21 protein-coding genes are annotated in these 23,697 nt (G+C 72.4%); 16 read left to right on the top strand and 5 right to left on the bottom strand.

The features are described from left to right. Positions 1-73 precede the first annotated feature (73 nt). Together argF and AB0946_RS20405 are read left to right on the top strand one after the other, a co-directional pair. Positions 74-1,096, top strand: coding sequence for an ornithine carbamoyltransferase (gene argF, locus AB0946_RS20410; RefSeq protein WP_366762025.1), 1,023 nt, complete (start codon positions 74-76; stop codon positions 1,094-1,096). Positions 1,097-1,207: 111 nt separating this feature from the next. Then, complete coding sequence (locus AB0946_RS20405) at positions 1,208-2,653, top strand: amino acid permease (protein ID WP_366762024.1); 1,446 nt, start codon at positions 1,208-1,210, stop codon at positions 2,651-2,653. On the opposite strand, the gene AB0946_RS20400 is transcribed toward AB0946_RS20405, so the two are convergent. Continuing rightward, positions 2,613-3,065 carry an ATP-binding protein gene (locus AB0946_RS20400; protein ID WP_171151951.1) on the bottom strand — a complete coding sequence of 151 codons (453 nt, stop codon included), beginning with the start codon at positions 3,063-3,065 and terminating at the stop codon, positions 2,613-2,615. The genes AB0946_RS20405 and AB0946_RS20400 overlap by 41 nt on opposite strands. Positions 3,066-3,346: 281 nt before the next feature. Here AB0946_RS20400 and AB0946_RS20395 point away from each other — a divergent pair, with 281 nt between their 5' ends. Then, on the top strand, positions 3,347-4,174 hold the full coding sequence (locus AB0946_RS20395) for an enoyl-CoA hydratase family protein (protein WP_366762023.1): 828 nt from the start codon (positions 3,347-3,349) through the stop codon (positions 4,172-4,174). 6 nt (positions 4,175-4,180) lie between these two features. After that, the gene (locus tag AB0946_RS20390; RefSeq protein WP_366762022.1) at positions 4,181-6,448 is read left to right on the top strand and encodes a bifunctional salicylyl-CoA 5-hydroxylase/oxidoreductase; all 2,268 of its coding nucleotides are present in this window, start codon (positions 4,181-4,183) and stop codon (positions 6,446-6,448) included. Between the two features lie 35 nt (positions 6,449-6,483). Here the strand turns inward: AB0946_RS20390 and AB0946_RS20385 are convergent, their stop codons facing one another. Next, complete coding sequence (locus tag AB0946_RS20385; RefSeq protein ID WP_366762021.1) at positions 6,484-7,296, bottom strand: PaaX family transcriptional regulator C-terminal domain-containing protein; 813 nt, start codon at positions 7,294-7,296, stop codon at positions 6,484-6,486. Positions 7,297-7,311: 15 nt separating this feature from the next. Then, the gene (locus AB0946_RS20380; protein WP_366762020.1) at positions 7,312-8,904 is read right to left on the bottom strand and encodes an AMP-binding protein; all 1,593 of its coding nucleotides are present in this window, start codon (positions 8,902-8,904) and stop codon (positions 7,312-7,314) included. 210 nt (positions 8,905-9,114) lie between these two features. Here AB0946_RS20380 and AB0946_RS20375 point away from each other — a divergent pair, with 210 nt between their 5' ends. From AB0946_RS20375 to AB0946_RS20365, 3 genes are all read left to right on the top strand, one after another. Then, positions 9,115-10,245: an acyl-CoA dehydrogenase family protein gene (locus AB0946_RS20375; RefSeq protein WP_366762019.1), complete on the top strand. Its 1,131-nt coding sequence runs from the start codon at positions 9,115-9,117 to the stop codon at positions 10,243-10,245. Continuing rightward, positions 10,242-10,640 carry a RidA family protein gene (locus AB0946_RS20370; protein WP_366762018.1) on the top strand — a complete coding sequence of 133 codons (399 nt, stop codon included), beginning with the start codon at positions 10,242-10,244 and terminating at the stop codon, positions 10,638-10,640. Before AB0946_RS20375 ends, AB0946_RS20370 begins: the two co-directional genes overlap by 4 nt. A 147-nt stretch (positions 10,641-10,787) precedes the next feature. Further along, entirely contained in the window at positions 10,788-11,450 is a 663-nt protein-coding gene (locus tag AB0946_RS20365) for a DUF6299 family protein (protein WP_366762017.1), read from the top strand. A gap of 27 nt (positions 11,451-11,477) precedes the next feature. Here AB0946_RS20365 and AB0946_RS20360 read toward each other — a convergent pair whose 3' ends face one another. Next, positions 11,478-12,296 carry a GntR family transcriptional regulator gene (locus AB0946_RS20360; RefSeq protein ID WP_366762016.1) on the bottom strand — a complete coding sequence of 273 codons (819 nt, stop codon included), beginning with the start codon at positions 12,294-12,296 and terminating at the stop codon, positions 11,478-11,480. Between the two features lie 302 nt (positions 12,297-12,598). Between AB0946_RS20360 and AB0946_RS20355 the strand changes: the two genes are divergently transcribed. From AB0946_RS20355 to AB0946_RS20315, 9 genes are all read left to right on the top strand, one after another. Next, the gene (locus tag AB0946_RS20355) at positions 12,599-13,879 is read left to right on the top strand and encodes an extracellular solute-binding protein (protein ID WP_366762015.1); all 1,281 of its coding nucleotides are present in this window, start codon (positions 12,599-12,601) and stop codon (positions 13,877-13,879) included. Positions 13,880-13,957: 78 nt separating this feature from the next. Then, the gene (locus AB0946_RS20350) at positions 13,958-14,956 is read left to right on the top strand and encodes a sugar ABC transporter permease (protein ID WP_366762014.1); all 999 of its coding nucleotides are present in this window, start codon (positions 13,958-13,960) and stop codon (positions 14,954-14,956) included. Beyond that, positions 14,953-15,783, top strand: coding sequence for a carbohydrate ABC transporter permease (locus AB0946_RS20345; RefSeq protein WP_366762013.1), 831 nt, complete (start codon positions 14,953-14,955; stop codon positions 15,781-15,783). The genes AB0946_RS20350 and AB0946_RS20345 overlap by 4 nt, the downstream gene beginning before the upstream one ends. Before the next feature lie 8 nt (positions 15,784-15,791). Beyond that, positions 15,792-17,303 (top strand): glycoside hydrolase family 3 protein, encoded by a 1,512-nt coding sequence (locus tag AB0946_RS20340; protein WP_366762012.1) that lies wholly within the window; start codon positions 15,792-15,794, stop codon positions 17,301-17,303. 102 nt (positions 17,304-17,405) lie between these two features. Beyond that, the gene (locus tag AB0946_RS20335) at positions 17,406-18,437 is read left to right on the top strand and encodes a phytanoyl-CoA dioxygenase family protein (protein WP_366762011.1); all 1,032 of its coding nucleotides are present in this window, start codon (positions 17,406-17,408) and stop codon (positions 18,435-18,437) included. Continuing rightward, positions 18,434-19,723 carry a DUF6271 family protein gene (locus AB0946_RS20330; protein ID WP_366762010.1) on the top strand — a complete coding sequence of 430 codons (1,290 nt, stop codon included), beginning with the start codon at positions 18,434-18,436 and terminating at the stop codon, positions 19,721-19,723. The genes AB0946_RS20335 and AB0946_RS20330 overlap by 4 nt, the downstream gene beginning before the upstream one ends. Beyond that, the gene (locus AB0946_RS20325) at positions 19,720-20,937 is read left to right on the top strand and encodes a type III PLP-dependent enzyme (protein ID WP_366762009.1); all 1,218 of its coding nucleotides are present in this window, start codon (positions 19,720-19,722) and stop codon (positions 20,935-20,937) included. Before AB0946_RS20330 ends, AB0946_RS20325 begins: the two co-directional genes overlap by 4 nt. Position 20,938: 1 nt before the next feature. Then, on the top strand, positions 20,939-21,442 hold the full coding sequence (locus tag AB0946_RS20320) for a GNAT family N-acetyltransferase (protein ID WP_366762008.1): 504 nt from the start codon (positions 20,939-20,941) through the stop codon (positions 21,440-21,442). After that, complete coding sequence (locus tag AB0946_RS20315; protein WP_366762007.1) at positions 21,442-22,620, top strand: MFS transporter; 1,179 nt, start codon at positions 21,442-21,444, stop codon at positions 22,618-22,620. The genes AB0946_RS20320 and AB0946_RS20315 overlap by 1 nt, the downstream gene beginning before the upstream one ends. Positions 22,621-22,671: 51 nt before the next feature. Here the strand turns inward: AB0946_RS20315 and sbnA are convergent, their stop codons facing one another. Beyond that, positions 22,672-23,694, bottom strand: a complete 1,023-nt coding sequence (sbnA, locus tag AB0946_RS20310) for a 2,3-diaminopropionate biosynthesis protein SbnA (RefSeq protein WP_366762006.1) — start codon at positions 23,692-23,694, stop codon at positions 22,672-22,674. Positions 23,695-23,697 lie beyond the last annotated feature (3 nt).

The raw sequence follows: 23,697 nt of genomic DNA, 5'->3' as shown, positions 1-23,697 counted from the left end.
ACATCGCATAGAAATGTGAAGGGTCGTATAGACTTACAGAGTCACCTGTAGTCGTACTTCTGGAGCGCCCCCCATGGCGACAGTCCCGACCGCCCTCGCCGGCCGCCACTTCCTCAAGGAGCTGGACTTCACCGAGGAGGAGTTCCGCGGCCTGGTCGAGCTGGCGGCCGAGCTGAAGGCCGCCAGGAAGGCCGGGACCGAGACACGGTACCTGCGGGGCAGGAACATCGCGCTGATCTTCGAGAAGACCTCGACGCGCACCCGCTGCGCGTTCGAGGTCGCCGCCGCCGACCAGGGCGCCCACACGACCTACCTCGACCCCTCGGGCTCGCAGATCGGGCACAAGGAGTCGGTCAAGGACACGGCGCGCGTGCTGGGCCGGATGTTCGACGGCATCCAGTACCGCGGCGACAGCCAGGCCAAGATCGAGGAACTGGCCGCGTACGCCGGCGTGCCCGTCTACAACGGGCTCACCGACGACTGGCACCCCACCCAGATGCTCGCCGACGTGCTCACCATGACCGAGCACAGTGCCAAGCCGCTGCGGAAGATCGCCTTCGCCTACCTCGGCGACGCCCGCTTCAACATGGGCAACTCCTACCTGGTCACCGGCGCCCTGCTCGGCATGGACGTACGGATCGTCGCCCCCAAGTCCTACTGGCCCGCCCCGGAGATCGTCGACCGTGCCCGCGCGCTCGCCGGGACCAGCGGTGCCCGCGTCACCCTGACGGAGGACATCGGCGAGGGCGTCCTGGGCGCGGACTTCGTCGCCACCGACGTCTGGGTCTCGATGGGCGAGCCCAAGGACGTGTGGGACGAGCGGATCGCGGCCCTCGCCCCCTACGCCGTGACGATGGACGTGCTCCACGCCACCGGCAACCCGGACGTGCGGTTCCTGCACTGCCTGCCGGCCTTCCACGACCTCGGCACCACCGTGGGGCAGCAGATCCACGAGACCCACGGCCTGGCGTCGCTGGAGGTGACGGACGAGGTCTTCGAGTCCGCCCACTCGATCGTCTTCGACGAGGCCGAGAACCGCCTGCACACCATCAAGGCGGTGCTGGTCGCCACACTCGGCCGTGAAACCCTTGCCTGACCCGCCTCACCAGGCCTTATCCTGACCGGCGGCCCCGAGCCACCCCTTCTCGGGGCCGACGCCGCGCCCCTACGCCGGGCGCCCGCACCACCAGAAACGAGCACCACCCGCATGCCCGCTCCCCGTATCAAGTCCCCGCACCTGCTCGTCGCCGAATCCGGAGCCGACCGCGAGGGACACGGCCTGAAGCGCACCATGGGCCTCTTCCAGCTCATCTGCTTCGGCGTCGGCGCGATCGTCGGCACCGGCATCTTCGTCGGCCTCTCCGACTCCGTCGCACAGGCCGGTCCGGCCGTCGTCGTCTCCTTCGTCCTCGCCGCGCTGACCTGCGTGTTCACCGCCTTCTCCTTCGCGGAGCTGGGTGGCGCCATCCCGGTCTCCGGCTCCTCGTACTCCTTCGCCTACGCCGGCCTCGGCGAGTCCACCGCCTTCCTGGTCGGCTGGTGCCTGCTGCTGGAGTACGGCATCTCCATCTCGGCCGTCGCGGTCGGCTGGAGCGAGTACGTCAACGAACTGCTGCACAGCCTCACCGGCCTGCAGCTCCCGGCCGCCCTGTCCGCCGGCCCCGGCGACGGCGGCCTGGTCAACCTCCCCGCCGTGCTCGTCATCGCCATGGCCTCCGTGCTGCTGGTGCGCGGGGTGCGCGAGAGCGCCCGCGCCACCGCCGCCATGGCCGCCGTGAAGCTCGCGATCCTCCTCGCCTTCTGCGCCATCGGCTACAGCGCCTTCAAGCACGGCAACCTCACGCCGTTCTCCCCGGCCGGGCTCGGCGGCATCGGAGCGGGCACCACCGCCGCGTTCTTCTCCTACATCGGCTTCGACGCGATCACCACCGCCGGCGAGGAGGCGAAGAACCCCCGCCGGGACATCCCGGTCGCGATCATGGTGTGCATGGGTCTGGTGACGCTGCTGTACTGCGCGGTCGCGCTCGCGGCGATCGGCGCCGTCGGCGGTGGCCAGGTCGCCGGCCGCCCCGCCGCCCTCTCCTACGTCGTCAACGAGGTCACCGGCTCCACCGTCGGCGGCGGTGTCATCGCCTTCGGCGCGGTCGTCGCCATCGCCTCCGTCGTCCTCGCCGTGATGTACGGCCAGACCCGCATCCTGATGTCGATGTCCCGGGACGGCCTGATCCCGCGCGTCTTCGAGAAGGTCAGCCCGAGGACCTCCACGCCGGTCGCCGGCACCCTGATCGTCGCGGTCGTCTTCGCGCTCCCGGCGGCCTTCGCCTCCCTCGACGCCGTGATGAACCTGTGCACCATCGGCACGCTCGCCATCATGGCCGTCGTCAACATCGTGGTGATCGCCCTGCGCCGCCGCGAACCGGGCCTCGCCCGCAGTTTCCGGGTGCCGCTCTACCCGGTGGCCCCCCTGCTCGGCGTCGCCTTCTGCCTGTACCTGATGTACGAGACGGGCTGGCGGACCTGGCTCCAGTTCGCCGTGTTCCTCGCGGTGGGCCTGCTGGTCTACGGCGTCTACGGCCGCCGGCACTCCACGCTGGCGCGACCGGCCGCCGAGGTCACGCCGGCCGGCGCTGAGCGGGAATCACAGGCAGTCTGAACCACACCGCCTTGCCCGAGGGGGTGGGGCGGTGCCCGCAGGACGAGCTGAGGGCGCGGATCAGCAGCAGCCCGCGCCCGCCCTCCTGCCAGACGTCGGGCTCCTCGATCACGGGCCGGGTCAGGTGCCCGGGCGGGGCCGGGTCCGGGTCGTGCACCTCGACCTGGCAACCGGTCGGCGCCAGCTCCACCACCAGCTCTATCGGGCCGCGCCCGGCGGTGTGCTCCACCGCGTTGGCCACCAGTTCGGCCGTGAGCAGCTCCGCCGTGTCGCAGTCGGCCACGTGCTCCACCTCGGTGAGGGCCGAGCGCACCAGGGCACGCGCCACGGGCACCGCGGCCGCGGTGTGCGGCAGCGCGATGCGCCAGGAGGCCGATTCGGCGGGGCGTTCGTGCAAGGCGAGTCCGTTCATGGAGCAGGCTGTCCTGCTTTCGACTGTAGGAAATGGTACGGGCCCGGCCGTCCGAGGCCGTCGCCGGGCTTCGCCCGGGACCCCCCTGGCCCCGGCACCAGGCGGTCTACCCGGGTGAACGGCCCGCCTCCCCCGCGCGTCCGCACTGTTACGGCCCTGTCGACGACCGGTGACCGGCGCGCCGAAGGCTTGTCGCGCCATGGTGACGACAGTCACAAACAAGTGATAACTTCATGGGACAGAGCAACGTACGGCACCGCCGCGCTAGGAGGCCGCACGTCATGAGTCCCTTCACCGGCTCCGCCACCCGCACCGCCGACTGGGCCCACCTGCGGGTCGAGATCGCCGACGGGGTGGCCACCGTCACCCTCGCCCGCCGCGAGAAACTCAACGCGCTCACCTTCGGCGCCTACGCCGACCTGCGCGACCTGCTCGCCGAGCTGTCCCGGGAGCGCTCGGTGCGCGCCCTGGTCCTGGCGGGGGAGGGCCGCGGCTTCTGCTCCGGCGGCGACGTGGACGAGATCATCGGCGCCACGCTGGCCATGGACACGGCCGAGCTGCTCGACTTCAACCGGATGACCGGCCAGGTCGTCCGGGCGATCCGCGAGTGCCCGTTCCCGGTGATCGCGGCGGTGCACGGCGTGGCGGCCGGCGCGGGCGCGGTCCTCGCCCTGGCGGCCGACTTCCGGATCGCCGACCCCTCGGCCCGCTTCGCCTTCCTCTTCACCCGGGTCGGCCTGTCCGGCGGCGACATGGGCGCGGCCTATCTGCTGCCCCGGGTCGTCGGCCTCGGCCACGCCACCCGCCTGCTGATGCTGGGCGAGCCGGTGCGGGCCCCCGAGGCCGAGCGCATCGGCCTGATCAGTGAGCTGGCGCCGGAGGGCCGGGCGGACGAGACGGCCGCCGGGCTGGCCCGCCGCCTCGCCGACGGCCCGGCCCTCGCCCACGCCCAGACCAAGGCGCTGCTCACCGCCGAGCTGGACATGCCCCTGGCGGCGGCGGTGGAACTGGACGCCTCGACCCAGGCCCTGCTGATGAACGGCGAGGACTACGCGGAGTTCCACGCGGCCTTCACGGAGAAGCGCCCGCCGAAGTGGCGGGGGAGGTGAGGTCCGGTGCGCGTGGCGATCATCGGCGGAGGCCCCGGCGGGCTCTACGCCGCGGCCCTGCTGAAACGCCTCGACCCCGCCCGTGACGTCACCGTCTGGGAACGCAACGCCCCCGGCGAGACCTTCGGCTTCGGCGTGGTCCTCTCCGACGAGACCCTCGGCGGCATCGAGCACGCCGACCCCGTCGTCCACGAGGCCCTGCGACGCGAGTTCGTGCGCTGGGACGACATCGACATAGTGCGCCGCGGCACACGCCACCGCTCCGGCGGCCACGGGTTCGCCGCGCTGGGCCGGCACCGGCTGCTGGAGATCCTCCAGACGCGCTGCCGCTCGCTGGGCGTGGAGCTGCGGTTCTCCACGCCGGCGCCGCCCGTCGACCGGCTCTCGCAGGACCACGACCTCGTCATCGCCGCCGACGGTGTGCACAGCACCACCCGCGAGACCCTTTCCGATGTGTTCCGTCCCCAGGTGACCGAACACCACTGCCGTTACATCTGGCTCGCCGCCGACTTCGCCCTCGACGCCTTCCGCTTCGAGATCGCCGAGACCGAACACGGCGTGATGCAACTGCACGGCTACCCCTACGGGGCCGGTGCCTCCACCGTCATCGTCGAGATGCGCGAGGAGGTCTGGCGCGCGGCGGGGTACGACGAACTCACCCCCCAGGAGTCCGTCGAACGCTGTGCCAAGATCTTCGCCGACGCGCTCGGCGGACGCCCCCTGCGCTCGGGCACGTCGGCCTGGACCACGTTCCGTACCGTGGTCAACGAACGCTGGTCGCACGGCAACGTCGTCCTCCTCGGCGACGCCGCCCACACCGCCCACTTCTCCATCGGCTCCGGCACCAAGCTCGCCGTCGAGGACGCCCTCGCGCTGGCCGCCTGCCTGTCGGAACAGCCGGACGTGCCCGGAGCGCTGGCGGCCTACGAGGAGGAGCGCAAGCCCGTCGTCGCCTCCACGCAGCGGGCCGCCCGGGCCAGCCTGGAGTGGTTCGAGAACCTGCGGCTGTACCTCGGCCAGCCGCCCCGGCAGTTCGCCTTCAACCTGCTCACCCGCAGCCGCCGGGTCACCCACGACAACCTCCGGCTGCGCGACGCCCGCTTCACCGGGGCCGTGGAGCGCGAGTTCGGCTGCCCGCCCGGCACGCCCCCGATGTTCACGCCGTTCCGGCTGCGCGGCCTGACCCTGCGCAACCGGGTCGTCGTGTCACCCATGGACATGTACCGCGCCACCGACGGGGTCCCCGGTGACTTCCACCTCGTCCACCTGGGCGCTCGGGCCCTCGGCGGGGCCGGCCTCGTGATGACCGAGATGGCGTGCGTCAGCGAGGAGGGCCGGATCACCCCCGGCTGCGCCGGCCTCTACACCGGCCGGCAGGCCGAGGCGTGGCGGCGCGTCACCGACTTCGTGCACCGCCAGGCACCGGGCGCCGCGATCGGCGTACAGCTCGGGCACTCCGGACGCAAGGGCTCCACGAAGCTGATGTGGGAGGGCATGGACGAGCCGCTGCCCAGCGGCAACTGGCCCGTCGTCGCCCCGTCCCCGCTGCCGTACAAGCCGGGCAGCCAGATCCCGCGCCAGCTCTCCCGCGCCCAGCTCACCGACATCCGCGAGCAGTTCGCGGCGGCCGCCTGGCGGGCCGCCCGGGCCGGCTTCGACCTGCTCGAACTGCACTGCGCCCACGGCTATCTGCTCTCCGGTTTCCTCTCCCCGCTCACCAACCACCGCACCGACGCCTACGGCGGTTCCCTGGAGGGGCGGCTGCGGTTCCCGCTGGAGGTCTTCGACGCCGTCCGCACGGTGTGGCCGGCCGAGCGGCCGATGACGGTCCGGATCTCGGCGACCGACTGGGCCGAGGGCGGGACGACCGCCGAGGACGCCGTCGAGATCGCCCGCGCCTTCGTCGCGCACGGCGCCGACGCCATCGACGTCTCGACCGGGCAGGTGGTGGCCGAGGAACGGCCCGAGTTCGGGCGGTCGTACCAGACGCCGTTCGCCGACCGGATCCGGCACGAGGTCCGCGTCCCGGTGATCGCGGTCGGCGCGATCTCCTCGTGGGACGACGTCAACTCGCTGATCCTGGCGGGCCGCGCCGACCTGTGCGCGCTGGCCCGGCCGCACCTGTACGACCCGCACTGGACCCTGCACGCGGCGGCCGAACAGGGCTACGACGGCCCCGCCGCACCCTGGCCCGCCCCCTACCGAGCGGGCAGCCGCCGCCCCCGCACCGGCCGCACGGACGCCCCACGCCCCCGGCTCTCGCTCGGCGGCTGACACCACCGGGCCGGTCCCCTCGCGAGGGCCGGACGTCACAGCCCCGCGAACTCCGCTCCCGCGTCGCGGAGCCGTTCGTGGAGGCGGTGGAAGACCCGGGCCGAGCGGACGCCCGGCCAGTTCGCCGGGAGGAGGCGGGTGGGCAGGCCCGGGTCGGTGTAGGGGAGGTGGCGCCAGGAGTCCAGGACCAGGAGGTAGTCGTGGTACGCCTCCTGGGGCGGGGTGTCCGGCCGGCGCTCCCAGGACTGGAGCACGGGCTCGTGCGCGTCCAGGAAACGCTCGTGCTCCTTGGCGATCGCGGCCAGGTCCCACCAGCGGCCCACCGCCTCGGCCGTGGCCGCGAAGCCCAGGTGCTCACCGCGGAAGAAGTCCACGTACGCGTCCAGGCGCAGCCGCCGCAGGGTGTGCTCCGTCTCCTCGTACAGCCGGGCGGGGGCGATCCACACCCCCGGGGCCGCGGTGCCGAAGCCCAGTCCGGCCAGCCGGGAACGCAGCACGTGGCGTTTCTGCCGCTCCGACTCCGGGACCGAGAACACCGCGAGCACCCAGCCCTCGTCCGCGACGGGCGCCCCGGCGTAGATGCGCCGGTCACCGTCCTCCAGCAACTGCCGCGCCTCGGGGGAGAGCTCGTACGCCGCCGCGCCGGACTGCGTGCGGGCCGGCGACAGCAGACCGCGGCGTTTGAGCCGGGACACCGAGGAACGCACGGAGGGGGCGTCCACGCCGACCGCGGCCAGGAGCCGGATCAGCTCGGCGACGGGCACCGGGCCGGGCATGAAGCGGCCGTACGCGCCGTAGAGCGTGACGATGAGGGACCTGGGGGCGTGTTGCTCGGACACGTTGATCATTTTAGGTCGTCGGCATCACTGCTGGTCACCTCCGGTGCGCAGCCGGAACCGCTGCAACTTGCCGGTGGCCGTGCGGGGCAGCGCGTCGAGGAAGACGAACTCGCGCGGGCACTTGTAGGGCGCCAGCTGGGAGGTGAGGAACGCGCGCAGCGCCGACGGGTCGCGCGGGGCGCCGGCGCGCAGCACCGTGTAGGCGATCGCCACCTGGCCGCGGGCCTCGTCGGGCCGCCCGACGACCGCCGTCTCGGTCACGTCCGGATGGCGCAGCAGCGCCTCCTCCACCTCCGGGCCCGCGATGTTGTACCCGGCGGAGATGATCATGTCGTCGGCGCGGGACACGTAGCGGAAGTAGCCGTCGGCCTCGCGGACGTAGGTGTCGCCGGTGACGTTCCAGCCGCCCCGGACGTAGTCCCGCTGCCGGGGGTCGGCCAGGTAGCGGCAGCCGACCGGGCCGCGCACGGCCAGCAGTCCGGGCTCGCCGTCCGGCACGGGCCGGCCGTCGGCGTCCTGGACGCGCGCCTGCCAGCCCGGCACCGGCAGGCCCGTGGTGCCGGGCCGGATCAGCTCGTCGGCGGCGGAGACGAAGATGTGCAGCAGTTCCGTGGCGCCGATGCCGTTGATGAGGCGCAGGCCCGTGCGCTCGTGCCAGGCCCGCCAGGTGGCCGTCGGCAGGTTCTCGCCGGCCGACACGCAGCGCCGCAGGGAGGAGACGTCGTACGTGTCCAGCTCGTCCAGCATGGTGCGGTAGGCGGTGGGCGCGGTGAACAGGACCGAGACACGGTGCTCGGCTATCGCGGGGAGCAGCTGGCGCGGGCCCGCCTGTTCGAGGAGCAGGGCGCTGGCGCCGGCCCGCAGCGGGAAGACGACCAGTCCGCCGAGGCCGAAGGTGAAGCCCAGCGGGGGACTGCCGGTGAAGACGTCGTCCCCGTGGGGCCGCACCACGTGCCGGGAGAAGGTGTCGGCTGTCGCCAGCACGTCCCGGTGGAAGTGCATGCACCCTTTCGGGCGACCCGTCGTGCCGGAGGTGAACGCGATCAGGGCGACGTCGTCGGAGGCGGTGTCGACCGCCCGGTAGGGGCCGGCGGGGGCCGGCCGGCGCAGGAGGTCGTCGGGGGTGTCACCGCCGTACGTCGTGATCCGCAGCCCGGGTATCGCGGCCTTCGCCAGGTCGTCCACCACCCGGACGTCGCACAGCGCGTGCCCCACCCGGGCGATGTCGCACAGGGTCGCCAGCTCGTGCGGGCGCTGCTGGGCCAGCACGGTGACCGCGACCCCGCCCGCCTTCAGCACCGCCAGCCAGCAGGCGGCGAGCCAGGGCGTGGTCGGGCCGCGCAGCAGCACCCGGTTGCCCGGGACCACGCCCAGGGCGTCGGTGAGGACGTGCGCGATCCGGTCGACCCGCGCGCGCAGCTCCCCGTAGGTCCAGGTGGGGCCGTCCGGGGTGTGGAAGACCGGGCGGGCCGGATCGGCGTGGTCCAGGAGTTCGGCGGCGCAGTTGAGCCGGTCGGGGTACCGCAGCTCCGGCAGGTCGAACCGCAGCTCGGGCCACTCGTGCGGCGGGGGCAGATGGTCGCGCGCGAAGGTGTCGACGTGGGCCGAGCGATGCATGGCGGTCCGCCCCCTTGCCGTGACAGAGGTCCGGGACATCCAAGGCGGATGCCCGATCGGGCTTCCTGGTGGGCTCGCGCTCCCCCGGAGAGGGGGGACCCTCAGCGTATCGTGTCGGTGACGACAGTCAACTGTGCGCGATAACGTCGGGAGATGGGTAGGGAAGGGCGTGGGGACGGCCACGGGCCCGTCCCGGAGGGAGGACCGGCTGTGTCCGCATTCTCACTCGGACCGGAGCAGACCGCCTGGTGTGCCGAGCTGCGGGAGCTGGCCGCCGAGCGGCTGCGCCCGCTCGCCGACCGAGGCGAACCCGGCCGCGTCAACCGGCCGCTCCTCACCGAACTCGGCCGGCTCGGCCTGCTCGCGCGGCTGTTCGGCTCCGGTGCCCTGGAGCTGTGCCTGATGCGGGAGTCCCTGGCCCAGGCCTGCACCGAGGCCGAGACCGCCCTCGCCCTGCAGGGGCTCGGCGCCCACCCGGTGCACGCCCACGGCAGCCCGGCCCAGCGGGAGCGCTGGCTGCCCCGCGTCGCCGACGGCAGCGCGGTCGCCGCCTTCGCGCTCAGCGAGCCCGGCGCCGGCTCGGACGCGGCGGCGCTCGCCCTCGCGGCCGAGCCCGACGGCGACGGCTGGCGGCTCACCGGCGCCAAGTGCTGGATCTCCAACGCCCCCGAGGCCGACTTCTACACCGTCTTCGCCCGCACCACGCCAGGCGCCGGCGCCCGCGGGGTGACCGCCTTCCTCGTCCCCGCCGACCGGCCCGGACTCACCGGCGAGCCGCTGGAGATGATCTCGCCGCACCCCATCGGCGCCCTGCGCTTCGACGCCGTGCCGGTCACCGCCGCCGATCTGCTCGGCGAGCCCGACCGCGGCTTCGCCGTCGCCATGGGCACCCTCAACCTCTTCCGCCCCAGCGTCGGCGCCTTCGCGGTCGGCATGGCCCAGGCCGCGCTGGACGCCACCGTCGCCCACACCAGCCGGCGCGAGGCCTTCCACGGCAGACTGATGGACCTCCAGGCCGTGTCCCACCAGGTCGCCGAGATGGCCCTGCGCACCGAGGCGGCCCGGCTCATGGTGTACGCGGCCGCGGCGGCCCACGACGGCGGAGCCGACGACGTGCCCCGGCGGGCCGCGATGGCCAAACTGCTCGCCACCGAGACCGCGCAGTACGTCGTCGACACCGCCGTCCAGCTGCACGGCGCCCGCGCCCTGCGCCGCGGCCACCTCCTCGAACACCTCTACCGGGAGGTGCGCGCCCCCCGCATCTACGAGGGCGCCAGCGAGGTCCAGCGCGGCATCATCGCCAAGGAGCTGTACGCCACGGCGCAGAAGGAGGCACGGTGACGACCGAGCGCGTCAACCCGCCCGAGCTGTCCCCGCCCACGGGCTTCTCGCACGCCGTCGTCGCGGCCGGCACCCGCGTGGTGTTCCTCGCCGGGCAGACCGCCCTGGACGCCGACGGCAAGATCACCGGCGACTCGCTGCCCGAGCAGTTCGCCAGGGCCCTCGGCAACCTCCTCGGCGCCCTGCGCGCGGCCGGCGGCACCCCCGCCGACCTCGCCCGGGTCACCGTCTACGCCACGGACGTCGCCGCGTACCGCGCCCACGCGCGGCAACTCGGCCGCATCTGGCGGGAGTCGGCGGGCCGCGACTACCCGGCGATGGCCGTCGTGGAGGTCGTGCGCCTGTGGGACGAGCGGGCGCTGGTGGAACTGGACGGGTTCGCCGTCCTGCCGTAGCGGGGCAGGGGCGATCGCTGCCGCGCCTGCGGCGACCGGACCGGACGGTGCCATGACGCGCCACCGAAGGAGTGACGGTCACGCCCGCCGAGCCGACCTGCGGGTACCAGTGGAAGCCCTCGACCCCCTGGAACCCGGAGGTATCCCATGCCCCTGCGCCCCGTCGTCGCCACGGTCCTCGGCGCCACCGTCCTGCTGTGCGCCGCCGTCGGCCAGGCGGCCGCCGATCCCTCCGAGCTGATCACCGTCGACCCCGTCGGCCGGATCGCGTCCGACGGCACGGTGACGCTCTCCGGCACCTACCGCTGCACCGGCGGCACCGGCCCGGTTCTCGTCAGCTCCTCGGTCAGCCAGGGCGACCCCGGCCTCCAGCACGGCATCGGCGGCAGCGTCGCCCAGTGCGACGGCGCCGAACACCAGTGGGAGCACTCGGGCAAGGCCTCGCCGGAGGCGCTGAAGGCGGGTGCGGCGCGGGTGGAGGCCACCCTCACGGAGCTGCGTCCCTCCGGCATCATCGTGCTGCCCTCCTTCCACGCGGTGTCGCACCAGGACATCGAGCTCGCCCGGCAGGACGCCAGCTCACCGTCCGCGAAGGAGCCGGGGAAGTCGTCCGTGAAGGCGCCGGGCAAGCCGCAGGCGAAGGCGCCGGGCAAGTCGTCCGTGAAGGCGCCGGGCAAGCCGGCCGAGAAGGCGCCGGGCAAGCCGCAGGCGAAGGAGCCGGGCAAGCCGGCCGCCAACGAGCCGGGCAAGTCGGCCGTCAAGGCGCTCGGCAAGCCGCAGGCGAAGGCGTCGGCCGTGCCCGTTCGCTGATCCGCGACTCCCCGCAGGTCCTCTGCCTCAGGGGCGGCCGGCCGCGTCCGGGTCCGGCGGAGCCGCCCTGCGCCGGACCACCGGGGTGCCCGGCCGGCGCAGGGCGGCCACGAACTTGTAGCGGGAACCGCGGTACACCGAGCGCACCCACTCCACCGGGGTGCCCGCCGCGTCCCGCGAGTGCCGGGACAGCAACAGCATCGGCAACCCCACGTCGGTGCCGAGCAACTGCGCCTCGCGCGGGGTCGACAGCGAGGTCTCGATGGTCTCGTCGGCCTCGGCGAGATGGACGCCGTACACCTCGGCGAGCGCCGTGTACAGCGAGGGGTACGTGGCGAGGGACCGGCGCAGGCCGGGGAAGCGGCGTACGGACAGATGGGTCGTCTCGATCGCCATCGGGTCGCCGCTGGCCAGCCGCAGCCGCTCGATGCGCAGCACCTTCCCGCCGATCCCGATGCCCAGCAGACCCGCCAGCTTCTCGTCCGCCGGGACCTCCCCGATGTCGAGCACCTGCGAGGCGGGCGTGAGCCCCTGGGCCCTCATGTCCTCGGTGTGCGAGGTGAGTTGCAGCGTGCGGTACAGCTTGGGCTGGGCGACGAAGGTGCCCTTGCCCTGGATCCGGTCGAGCCGGCCCTCGCCCACGAGTTCCTGGAGGGCCTGCCGGACGGTGGTCCGCGAGGTGTCGAAGCGGACGGCGAGCAGACGTTCCGCGGGCATGGCCGAACCGGGCTGCAGCGCCTCGGCCATGGAGAGCAACTGCTGCTTGATCCGGTAGTACTTCGGCACGCGCGCGGTGCGGCCGGACGCCCCCCTGTAGGGCTGGGCGCTGCTGACGTCGGTGGTCATGCCTGCCTTCCCGGCTGTGTCGACGGTCTCCCGTTATAGCGACCAACTGCCCTATGGTCTAGTCCAACTGAACGGTCCGGGCGAAAGGGCCCGAATGCGGACGGACGCGCTCCGGTGACTTTCTCGTAACGGCCCGGACCGGCTTTCCGAACCGCCCTTGACACTCCAAAAGGTCTAGGCCAAGCTCCACCGTACTGGTCTACACCATTAGTGGCCAGGTCCCGAGCCCTACGTGCAACAGCGTCGTACGCAGGTCACCGCCGAGGGCGTGGGGGGTTAGTGGCATCCCTGAGGAGGGTGGCGTGAAGCGCAAGCTTGCGGCCGCGATCGTGATCGCGGGCATGATGGTGTCCGTGTCGGCGTGCGGCGGGGACGACGGCGACGACAGCGGCAAGAACGCGGGACCGGACAGCTTCAAGGGGCAGACCCTGACGGTCTGGGCGATGGACGGCTCCACGCCGGACCAGTGGGTCAAGGACGTCACGGCCGCGTTCGAGAAGAAGACCGGCGCCAAGCTGAAGTTCGAGACGCAGAAGTGGGACGGGATCCAGCAGAAGATCACCACCGCCCTCTCCGAGTCCAACCCGCCGGACGTGCTGGAGGTCGGCAACACCCAGACCCCGGCCTACGCGGCCACCGGCGGCCTCGCCGACCTGAGCGACCTGAAGAAGGAGATCGGCGCCGACTGGACGCCGTCGGTCTCGCAGTCCTCCGTCTACGACGGCAAGCAGTACGGGGCCCCCTGGTACTTCGCCAACCGCGTCGTCGTCTACAACAAGAAGATCTGGGCGAAGGCCGGCCTGAAGGACACCCCCAAGACCCGGGACGAGTTCTTCAAGGACCTGGAGACCATCGGCAAGAAGACGGACGCCGAGCCGATCTACCTGCCCGGCCAGAACTGGTACTTCTTCGACGGCCTGACCATCGGCCAGGGCGCCGACCTGGTGAAGAAGGACGGCGACAAGTACGTCTCCAACCTCGGCGACCCGAAGGTCTCCAAGGCCATGGAGATCTACAAGAAGTACGCCTCCTACTCCAAGGCCCCCAAGGACAAGGACGAGGCCACCCCGCAGCAGGCCGAGGTCTTCGCCAAGGGCAAGACCGGCGCCTTCATCGGCATGGGCTGGGAGGCCGGCACCGCCGTCAAGGCCAACAAGGCCATCGAGAAGGACCTCGGCTACTTCACCATCCCCGGCGAGACCGCGGACAAGCCCGAGGGCGTCTTCCTCGGCGGCTCCAACCTCGCCGTCGCCCAGGGCAGCAAGAAGCAGGCCCTGGCCAAGGAGTTCCTGAAGATCGCCCTGTCCGACCAGTACGAGGGCGAACTGGCCAAGCTCAACGGCGTCATCCCGAACAAGCAGGCCCTGGAGTCCAACCTCAAGGGCAACGCCGTCGCCGAGGCCGCCGCCCCCGGTGCCGCCGTCGGTGGCACCACCCCGCTGATCCCCGAATGGGGCGCGGTGGAGAACAACCCGAACCCGATCAAGTCGTACATGACGGCCGTGCTCAACGGCAAGTCCCCGGCGGACGCCGCCAAGCAGGTCGAGGGCGAGATCAACAAGCGCCTGGCCCAGCAGAACTGATGACCGCGCCGGGGGCGCCACGCTCGCGCCCCCGGCTCACCAGTGTCGTCCGTACGGCCACGGAAGAGATGGCAACTCATGTCAGTGCAGACCGAAGGCACGGACACGGCCGGGGAGCCCGCTGTCCGCAAGGCCCGGGTGCCGGCCCCGCCGCGCGGTGACAGCCGCACCAGCGGCGCCCCGTCCCGGCGCGGAGCCGCCGCCCCCTACCTGCTCCTGCTGCCCGCGCTGCTGGCCACGGCGGTGCTGCTCGGCTGGCCCCTGGTCAAGAACGGCCTGCTGTCGTTCCAGAACCTCAACCCGCGCCAGCTCATCCAGCACCTCACCGAGTGGAACGGCGTCGACAACTACCAGGAGGTGCTCAGCGGCGGGGACTTCTGGCGCGTCGTCGAACGCTCCGTCGTCTTCACCGCCGTCAACGTCGCACTGATCATGGTGATCGGCACCCTGGTCGGCCTGCTGCTGGCCCGCCTCGGCGCCAGGATGCGGCTGCTGCTGATGATCGGGCTCGTCCTCGCCTGGGCCATGCCGGTCATCGCGGCCACCACCGTCTACCAGTGGCTGTTCGCCCAGCGCTTCGGCGTCGTCAACTGGGTGCTGGACAAGCTCGGCTGGCACTCCATGGCCGACCACAACTGGCTCCAGACCCAGTTCTCCACCTTCGCCGTGATCACCCTGCTCCTCGTCTGGCAGTCCATACCCTTCGTGGCGATCAACCTCTACGCCGCGACCACCACCATCCCCCGCGAGCTGTACGAGGCGGCCTCCCTGGACGGCGCCGGAGCCTGGAAGAGCTTCACCTCGGTGACCCTGCCCTTCCTGCGGCCCTTCCTGTACGCCACGACCTTCCTCGAAGTGATCTGGATCTTCAAGGCGTTCCCGCAGATCTTCGCGATGAACGAGGGCGGCCCCGACCACCTCACCGAGACCCTGCCGATCTACGCCTATGTCGAGGGCGTCGGCAACCAGCACTTCGGAGTCGGCGCCGCCATCTCCTTCCTGACCATCCTGGTCCTGCTCGTCATCACCTCGTACTACCTGCGCATGGTGCTCAAGCAAGAGGAGGACGAGCTGTGAAGCGCTCGCTCTTCGGCCGTTTCTGGCCCAACGCGACCGCCGTCGTCCTCTTCGTCGGCTTCGTGTTCCCCGTGTACTGGATGTTCGCCACGGCCTTCAAGCCGACCGGCGACATCATCTCCGAGAACCCGGTGTGGTTCCCGACCGACGCCACCCTCGAGCACTTCAAGAAGGCCGTCGACGCCGACCACTTCTGGACCCTGGTCGTCAACTCCGTCACCGTCACGGTCCTGTCGGTGGTCTGCTCGCTCGTCATCGCCCTGTTCGCCGCCTTCGCCCTGGCCCGGCTGCGGTTCAAGGGCCGGCGCGGCCTCATCGTGACGTTCATGCTGGCGCAGATGGCCCCCTGGGAGGTCATGATCATCGCCATCTACCTGATCGTCCGCGACAACGACATGCTCAACAGCCTGGTCCCGCTCACCGTCTTCTACACGATGATGGTCCTGCCGCTGACCCTCCTCACGCTGCGCGGCTACGTCGCCGCGGTGCCCAAGGAGCTGGAGGAGTCGGCGATGGTCGACGGCTGCACCCGCACCCAGGCCTTCGTCAAGGTGATCTTCCCGCTGCTCGCGCCCGGTCTGATGGCGACCTCGCTGTTCGGCTTCGTCACCGCCTGGAACGAGTTCCCGCTCGTCCTGATCCTCAACAAGGACATCGAGAAGCAGACCCTGCCGCTGTGGCTGTCCCAGTTCCAGACCGCCTTCGGCGACGACTGGGGCGCCACCATGGCCGCCTCGTCCCTGTTCGCGCTGCCCATCCTGATCCTCTTCATCTTCCTGCAACGCAAGGCTGTCAGCGGTCTGACCGACGGCGCCGTGAAGGGATGACGCCCCCGATGACCACCATCGCCACCGCCGCGTCCGGCAGCGGCTCCGCCGCCGGCGACGGCCTGACCCGGGACGCCCTCGCGGTGCTGCAACCGGGGTTCGACGGCACCACCGCGCCCGACTGGGTGCGCCGCCGCATCGGCGAGGGCCTCGCCTCCGTCGCCCTGTTCGGCCGCAACGTCGTCAGCGAGGAACAAGTGACCGCCCTCACCGGGCAGTTGCGCGCCGAACGCGACGACCTGCTGGTCGCCATCGACGAGGAGAGCGGCGACGTCACCCGCCTCGACGTGCGCACCGGCTCCTCCTTCCCCGGCAACCACGCCCTCGGCGCCGTCGACGACCCCGATCTCACCCGGGCCGTCTCCCGCGAGCTGGGCCGACGCCTGGCTGCCTGCGGCGTCACCTTCGACTGGGCGCCCTCCGCCGACGTCAACGCCAACCCCGACAACCCCGTCATCGGTGTGCGCTCCTTCGGCGCGAGCCCCGCGCTGGTGGCGCGGCACACGGCCGCCTGGGTCGAGGGCCTGCAGTCCACCGGCGTCGCCGCCTGCACCAAGCACTTCCCCGGCCACGGCGACACCAACGTCGACTCCCACCACGCCGTACCCCGCATCGACGTCGACGCCGACACCCTGTACGCACGCGAACTGCCTCCGTTCCGCGCGGCCATCGCCGCCGGCACCCGGGCGATCATGAGCGCGCACATCCTCGTGCCGGCGCTCGACCCGGACCGCCCCGGCACCCTGTCCCGGCGCGTCCTCACCGAGCTGCTGCGCGGCGAACTCGGCTACCAGGGCCTGATCGTCACCGACGGCATGGAGATGCGCGCCATCTCCGGCACCTACGGCCTCGAACACGGTGTGGTCCTCGCCATCGCGGCCGGCGCCGACGCCATCTGCGTGGGCGGCGGACTGTGCGACGAGGGAACCGTGCTGGGGCTCCGGGACGCCCTGGTGGCCGCCGTACGCTCCGGGGAACTCCCCGAGGAGCGGCTCGCCGACGCGGCGGCCCGGGTCCGTGAGCTGGCCGCCTGGACCGTCGCCGCCCGCGGTGACGCCGCCAGGACCCCGGCCGACCCGGAGATCGGCCTGGTCGCGGCCCGCCGTGCGCTGACCGTGACCCGCGCCGGCGCCGCCGCACCCGTCACCGCACCGGTGTACGTGGCCCAGTTCAACCCCACGCCGAACATCGCCGTCGGCGACCGGACCCCCTGGGGCGTCGCCGGCGAACTCCAGCGGCGACTGCCCGGCAGCGCCTCCGGCTCCTTCACCGGCGAGGGCGCCGGTGCCGCCGTCCTCGCCGCGGCCGAGGGCCGCCGCATCGTCGCCGTGGTCCGCGACGAGCACCGGCACGACTGGATGCGCTCCGCGCTCGACACCCTGCTCGCCGCCCGGCCCGACACGGTCGTGGTCGAGATGGGCCTGCCCCAGGCCCCGCCGCGCGGCGCCCTGCACATCGCCACCTACGGCGCCGCCCGCGTCTGCGGTGTGGCGGCGGCCGAAGCGGTCGCCGCGGGCTGACCCACGCGCTCACCGGCCGCCCGCCGCAGCGGGCGGCCCGCTCGCTCTTGCTCTTTTCCCGGATCTCCACCGCACTTCGTGTTCCAGTTCCAGAGGAATCGCATGCAGACGCCCCACCCCTTCCTCCACCGCGCGGCGACCGGCCGCCCCTACTTCAGCGCCGACGGCGAGACCTACCTCGCCCCGACCCCCCTGCGCGACCTGCGCAAGACCCAGCCGCTGCGCGTACTGTCCGAGGAGGACTTCGCCTTCTGGCAGACGTACGGCTACGTCGTCGTGCGCGAGGCCATCACACCCGGCGAGGCCAAGCAACTCCTCGACTTCGCCTGGGAGTTCCAGGGGCTCGACCCCGACCGCCCCGACACCTGGTACGAGGAGCCGGAGTTCCGGTCCGAACTCGACCGGCACCTCTTCATCTACGGCTTCGTCGAGGCCTACCACCACCAGCTCCTGTGGGACAGCCGGCAGAACCAGCGCGTCTTCGACGCCTTCGTCGACATCTGGGACAGCCCGGAACTGTGGGTCACGCTGGACCGCCTCAACCTCAACCCGCCCAACATACGCACCCGTTCGCGCTCCCTCATCGAAGCCACCGACGAGGGCTTCGACATCGAGCTGCACTGGGACGTCGACACCACCCTCGCCGTCCTCCCGCAGCGCGTGCAGGGGATCATCGCGCTCACCGACACCCGCCCCGAACTCGGCGGCTTCCAGTGCGCGCCGGAACTCTTCCGCCGCTTCGAGGAGTGGCGCGTCGCCCAGCCGCCCGGCCGCGACCCGGTCCGCCCGAACACCGACCGCGCCGAGTTCCCGGTGGTCCGCCCCGACCTTCAGGCCGGCGACCTGCTGATCTTCAACGGGCTGCTCGCCCACGGCGTGGCGCCCAACCTCTCCGACAACGCTGTCCGAGCCGTCCAGTACCTGTCGATGATGCCCGCGCTGGAGGAGCACACCACCCTGCGGGACTCCCGCGTGGACTCCTGGCGCACCCTCGCCACCCCCGACTGGAACGCCACCCTGCTCGGTGACGCCCGCGAGCCCGAAGCCCTCCGCTACGGCCCCGCCGAACTGAACGGCCTGGGGCGCAAGCTGCTCGGCCTGGACTCCTGGGCCGCCGCGGAAGGTGCCCGGTGAACCGCGTCTGCCTCACCCTGCCCACCAACCGGGCCTGCTCCGCGACCATCACCGCCCTGCACGCCGAGGCCGTCCACGCCGCCCGGCACTTCGGCGCCGACGTCCAGCTGCTGATCCTGGACTCCGCCGACGACCGCACCCGCGGCGAGCACACCCGCACGGTCGCCGCCCTGCCCCCGCACCAGGGCGTGACCGTCCACCACTACGACGAGGCGGCCCAGCGGGACTTCCTGCGCCGGGCCGTCCGGAGGGCGGGCCTGCCCGAACCGGACCGCCTGCTGCGCCTCATGCTCCCGCCCGCCGTCTCCTACGGCGCCTGCACCAACCGCGCCTTCCTGCTGGCCGCCGCCCTCGGCTGCGACTCGGTGCACCGCCGCGACTCCGACAGCACCTACCAGCTCCACGCCGGACAGCCGGTGTTCCCCGTCCACCACGAGCTGCCCTGGCTCGGCCGCCCCGCCGCCGGGGCCGCGGCGGCCGTCACCCGCACCGACCTCGAACCGGCGCTGGCCCACCGCCCGGTCTCGCTGGCCGGAGCGTCCTTCATCGGCGAACTCTCCGTGGACATCGCGGAGATACGGCGCCTGGACGAGGCGGTCTACCACGACGTGGTCGGCCTCTGGGCGCCCGGCGACTGGCCGGAGGACCGCAGACGCGCGCTGGTCGAGGAGTCGTTCACGGGCGCGGGCACCACTCCCTTCACCGGGGACCACTCCACCCTCACCCTGGTGGACCCGATGCGCGTCGACATGTGCAACGTCGCCTTCGACCGCGCGGTGTACGAGCGCGTCCCCCTCCCGCCCGCCACCGACACCATCGGCAGCGACTACTTCCTCCTCCACCTCGTCCACGACGCGGGCCTGCCCGGCATCCTCCACAACCGCCACATCGAGAACTTCCACACCCCCGAACGCCGCACGGACACCGGCTTCCCCGCCTACCAGCGCCGCTTCGTGAAGTTCCTGCTGTCGATGCTGTACTTCCACGACGTGTACGACCGGATGGCGGCGCGGGGCTCGGGCCTGCTGGACGAGCGGCAGCACGTGCGGACCGAGGCGGTCACCGCCTTGCTGCGCGAGAGCACCGGCCTGGACCGCACGGAGAACATCTGGCGCCTGGACCGGGTCGACACCGCCTACCGCAAACTGGGCGGCCGGTACGCGGCCTTCGCCGGCCAACTCTGGAGGGAACGCGAAGCATTACTCGACCAGGCCGAGCGGGACATCGAGGACTTCGCCCACCTGACCACATGCTGGCCGGCACTGATCAGGGCGGCCCGCGCATGAGCGCCCCGAAGGCGCGCGGGGAACGGCGCGCCCAACCACAGGGGACCGGCAGCCGCACGACGGCACTCCGTGGCACCCCGGACCGCCTCCTCTACGACCTCACCGGCATAGAGCGCCAATACGACGCCCTGCTCGAAGAACTGCCCGGCACCCACATCCGCTTCGCCCTCAAGGCCTGCCCGGTCGGCGGGGTCCTGCACAGCCTGGCCGCCCGCGGAGCGGGATTCGACGCGGCCGGCCCCGCCGAGATCGAACAGGCACTGCGTGCCGGTGCGCACCCGGACCGCATCCACTACGGCAACACCATCAAGTCGGACCACGACATCGCCGAGGCCCACCGCCTGGGTGTCCGCACGTTCGCCACCGACAGCGTCGAGGACGTCACCGCCATAGCCGCGCACGCGCCCGGCGCCCGCGTGTTCTGCCGTCTCGCCACCAGCGGGGACGGCGCCCTGTGGGGCCTGAACCGCAAGTTCGGGTGCGCTCCGGACGACGCCGTCCGGATCCTGGACACCGCCCGCGCCGCCGGCCTCGTCCCGGCCGGCCTGTCCGTGCACGTCGGCTCCCAGCAGATGACCGGCGAGGCCTGGCAGCAGGCCCTGGACACGCTCGCCGGGACGCTGACGGCACTGGCCGGGCGGGGGATCGTGCCCGACCATGTGAACCTCGGCGGCGGGCTGCCGGCGCTCGGCTACCTCGACCTGCGCGGCAATCCCCTCGACCCGCCGCTGGACAAGATCTTCACCGTGCTCCGCGAGGGCATGGAACGCCTGACCGCGCTGGCCGCCGCACCGCCGCGCTTCGTGCTGGAGCCGGGGCGCCACCTGGTCGCCGATCACGGTGTGGTCCGCGCCCACGTGGTCCGGCTGACCGAGCGCACGCAACCGGACGGCGGGCGGACCCGCTGGCTGTACCTGAGCGTCGGCAAGTACAACGGCCTGTACGAGATGGACCAGGTCACCCACCCGCTGGTCTTCCCCGGGCGGGAGACGGAGGAGCACGTTCCCGCGATCGTCGCCGGACCCACCTGCGACAGCGACGACGCCTACGGCGCCGGCCGCCACCCGGTGCCCGTGCCCCGGTCCGTCCGCTCCGGCGACCCGGTCCGGATCCTCTCCGCCGGCGCCTACGCCAGCAGCTACATGACCCAGGGGTTCAACGGCATCCGCCCGCTGCGGGCCGAGTGCACCCGCGGCCAGGAAGGACACCACTGAGATGACAGGCCTCGTACGGGGCATCACCGAGGCCGACTGGCCGCAGGTCGCCGCCCTGGAGGCCGGGGCGTACGCGGACACCTCGCTCACGGAGGGCGAGGCCGTCCTGCGGTCCCGGGCCCCGGCGGGCACCAGCTTCGTCCTGGAGCTCGACGGGCGGATCGCGGGCTACGTCCTCGCCCTGCCGTACCCGCGGTTGCACTGCCCCGACCCGGCCCGCCCGGAGCGGGTCGCCCACCACACCACCAACCTCCACCTGCACGACCTGGTCGTCAGCGCGCCCGTGCGGCGCCGGGGCCTGGGCACCCGCCTGGTCCGGCACCTCACCGACGCGGCCCGCGCCCGGGGCTTCGCCACCATCTCGCTGGTCGCGATCGCCGGCAAGGAGCCCTTCTGGCGGGCCAACGGCTACCGCCCCGACCACGGGGCGCGGGTGCCGGCCGGCTACGGCGGCGGCGCGGTGTACATGTCGGCCCAGGTGGCCGCCGTGCGGCAGGCGGGCTGATGAGCACACCCACCGCCCCCTCCTTCCAGCGCGCCAAGTGGTCGATCGCCGCGCTGTTCTGTTTCCTCGGCTTCCAGTACGGCACCTGGGTGTCCCGGCTGCCCGCGCTGAAGACGCGGCTGGACCTGGGCGCCGGCGAGGTCGGGCTGCTGCTGATGGCCTGCGGGGCCGGAGCGGCCGCCTCCTTCCCGCTGGTCGCCGTCCTGATGCGGCGGCTCGGTTCCCGCCTGCTGTCCCTGGCCTCCGCCGCCGCCCTGATCGCCGTCCTGGCCGCCCTGTCCGCCGTACCGGACTACCCGCTCGCGCTGCTGGCCGTGTGCGCCGACGGCGTCGCGGTCGGCTGCCTCAACGTGGCCATGAACGCGCAGGGCGCCGCGCTGGAGAGCACCCACGGGCGTACGGCCATGTCCCAGCTGCACGCCACCTTCAGCGGCGGGCTGCTCGCCGCCGCCCTGCTCACCTCCGGCGTGACCACCCTGACCGCGTCCGTTCCGGCGCACTTCGCCGTGGCCGGCGTGCTGCTGCTGCTCCTGCTCGGCGGCGCCCGGCCGGGCCTGCTGACCCACCGGGAGCCCGACCCCGCGGCCCCGGACGGGCCGAAGCGCCGCGGCCGCCGCGGCCTGCCCTCCGGCACGACCCTCCTCATGGGCTGCGCCATGGCCTTCGGCACGATCACCGAGGGCGCCATGAACGACTGGTCGACCCTCTACATGAAGGACGTCGTGAAGGCGTCGGCGGCCGTCGCCCCGCTCGGCATCGCGGTCGTCTCCGTGATGATGCTGCTGGCCCGCGCCTGGGCGGACCGCTGGCGCACCCGCTGGGGCGACGGACGTGTGGTGCGGGCCGGCAGCGCGGTGGCCGCCGTGGGCCTCGCCCTCGCGCTGGTCGCCGGGGGAGTGGTGCCCACGCTGCTCGGCTTCGCCTGCGTCGGCCTCGGCGCGGCGGCCGTCACCCCGTGCGTGTACGTGGCGGCGGCCGGCCACGGCGCGGACGCGCTGGCGCTGGTCGCCGCGATGGGCACCACGGGCCTGCTGGCCGGCCCCGCCCTGATCGGCTTCGTCGCCGGCGCGGCGAACCTGACCGTGGGCATGGCCACGGTGGCGGCCTCCGCCCTGATCGTCACGGCGACCGCCTTCCGCATCCCGTGGCGGGCCCGCACGCCGGAACCGGTCGGCTGACGCCTGATCCCGCAGGCGTGACCCGACCGGCTCCGCTGAACCGTCCCTCCGCTACGCTCTGCGGCGGTGTCCCGGCGCGCGTGAGGCGGAGTTCTCCTCCCAGGCGGTGTGCACCTGGGCGGAGTCCAGCAGGTGCTCGCCGTAGAGGTCCTGCAGCCAGTTCCCCTGGTAGATGGTGTCGAGGTAGCGCTCCCCGAGGTCGGGGGCTATCGCCACCGCCGTGAGGTCACGGGTGCCGTGCCGGGCCAGCCAGTCCGTCGCGGCGCTCACCACGGTGCCCGTGGAGCCGCCGAACAGGAAGCCCCGCCGGGCCAGCCGGTGGCAGGTGCGGATGGTGTCCGCCTCCTCCACCCGGACCACCTCGTCGACGTAACTCTCGTCGAGCAGCGGCGGGCGCATGCTCATGCCCAGGCCGGGGATCATCCGGCGGCCGGGGGTGCCGCCGAAGGCCACCGAGCCCACGCTGTCCACGGCGACGATCCGCACCGGCCGGTGCCACTTGCGGAAGTAGCGGGCGCAGCCCATCAGCGTCCCGGCGGTGCCCGTCCCGACGAACAGCACGTCCAGGCGCGGGAAGTGGACGGCGATCTCCGGTGCCGTCGTGCGGAAGTGCGCCCGCCAGTTGCCCGCGTTGGTGTACTGGCTGAGCCACACGTAGCGGTCGTCGGACGCGCACAGCGAGCGGACGTACTCGAGCCGCGTGCCCAGGAAGCCACCGCCCGCGTCCAGGTCGGTCACGACGTGCACGTGACTGCCGAGGGCTTCCATCAACAGTTTCGTCGACAGGTTGCACCGGGGGTCCGTCACGCACAGGAACCGGTAGCCCTTGCTGGCGGCGATCATGCTGAGGGCGACGCCCAGGTTTCCGGACGAGGACTCCACGAGGATGGAATCCGGCGTCAGGGATCCTTCCCGCTCGGCGCTCTCCACCATCTCCTTCGCGGCCTTCAACTTGATGGAGCCGGCGAAGTTGAAGCCCTCGCACTTGAGGTAGAGGCGGTGTCCGAAAATCGACTCTAGGTCGACGAAGAGACTTCCTTCGTTGAAGGCGTGGGGAGCGGAGATGACGGGCACGGC

Origin of the sequence: Streptomyces sp. NPDC046870 (assembly GCF_040704595.1) — a bacterium.
Classification (GTDB): Bacteria; Actinomycetota; Actinomycetes; order Streptomycetales; family Streptomycetaceae; genus Streptomyces; species Streptomyces argyrophylli.
This window is presented reverse-complemented; position numbering and strand designations above follow the sequence as displayed.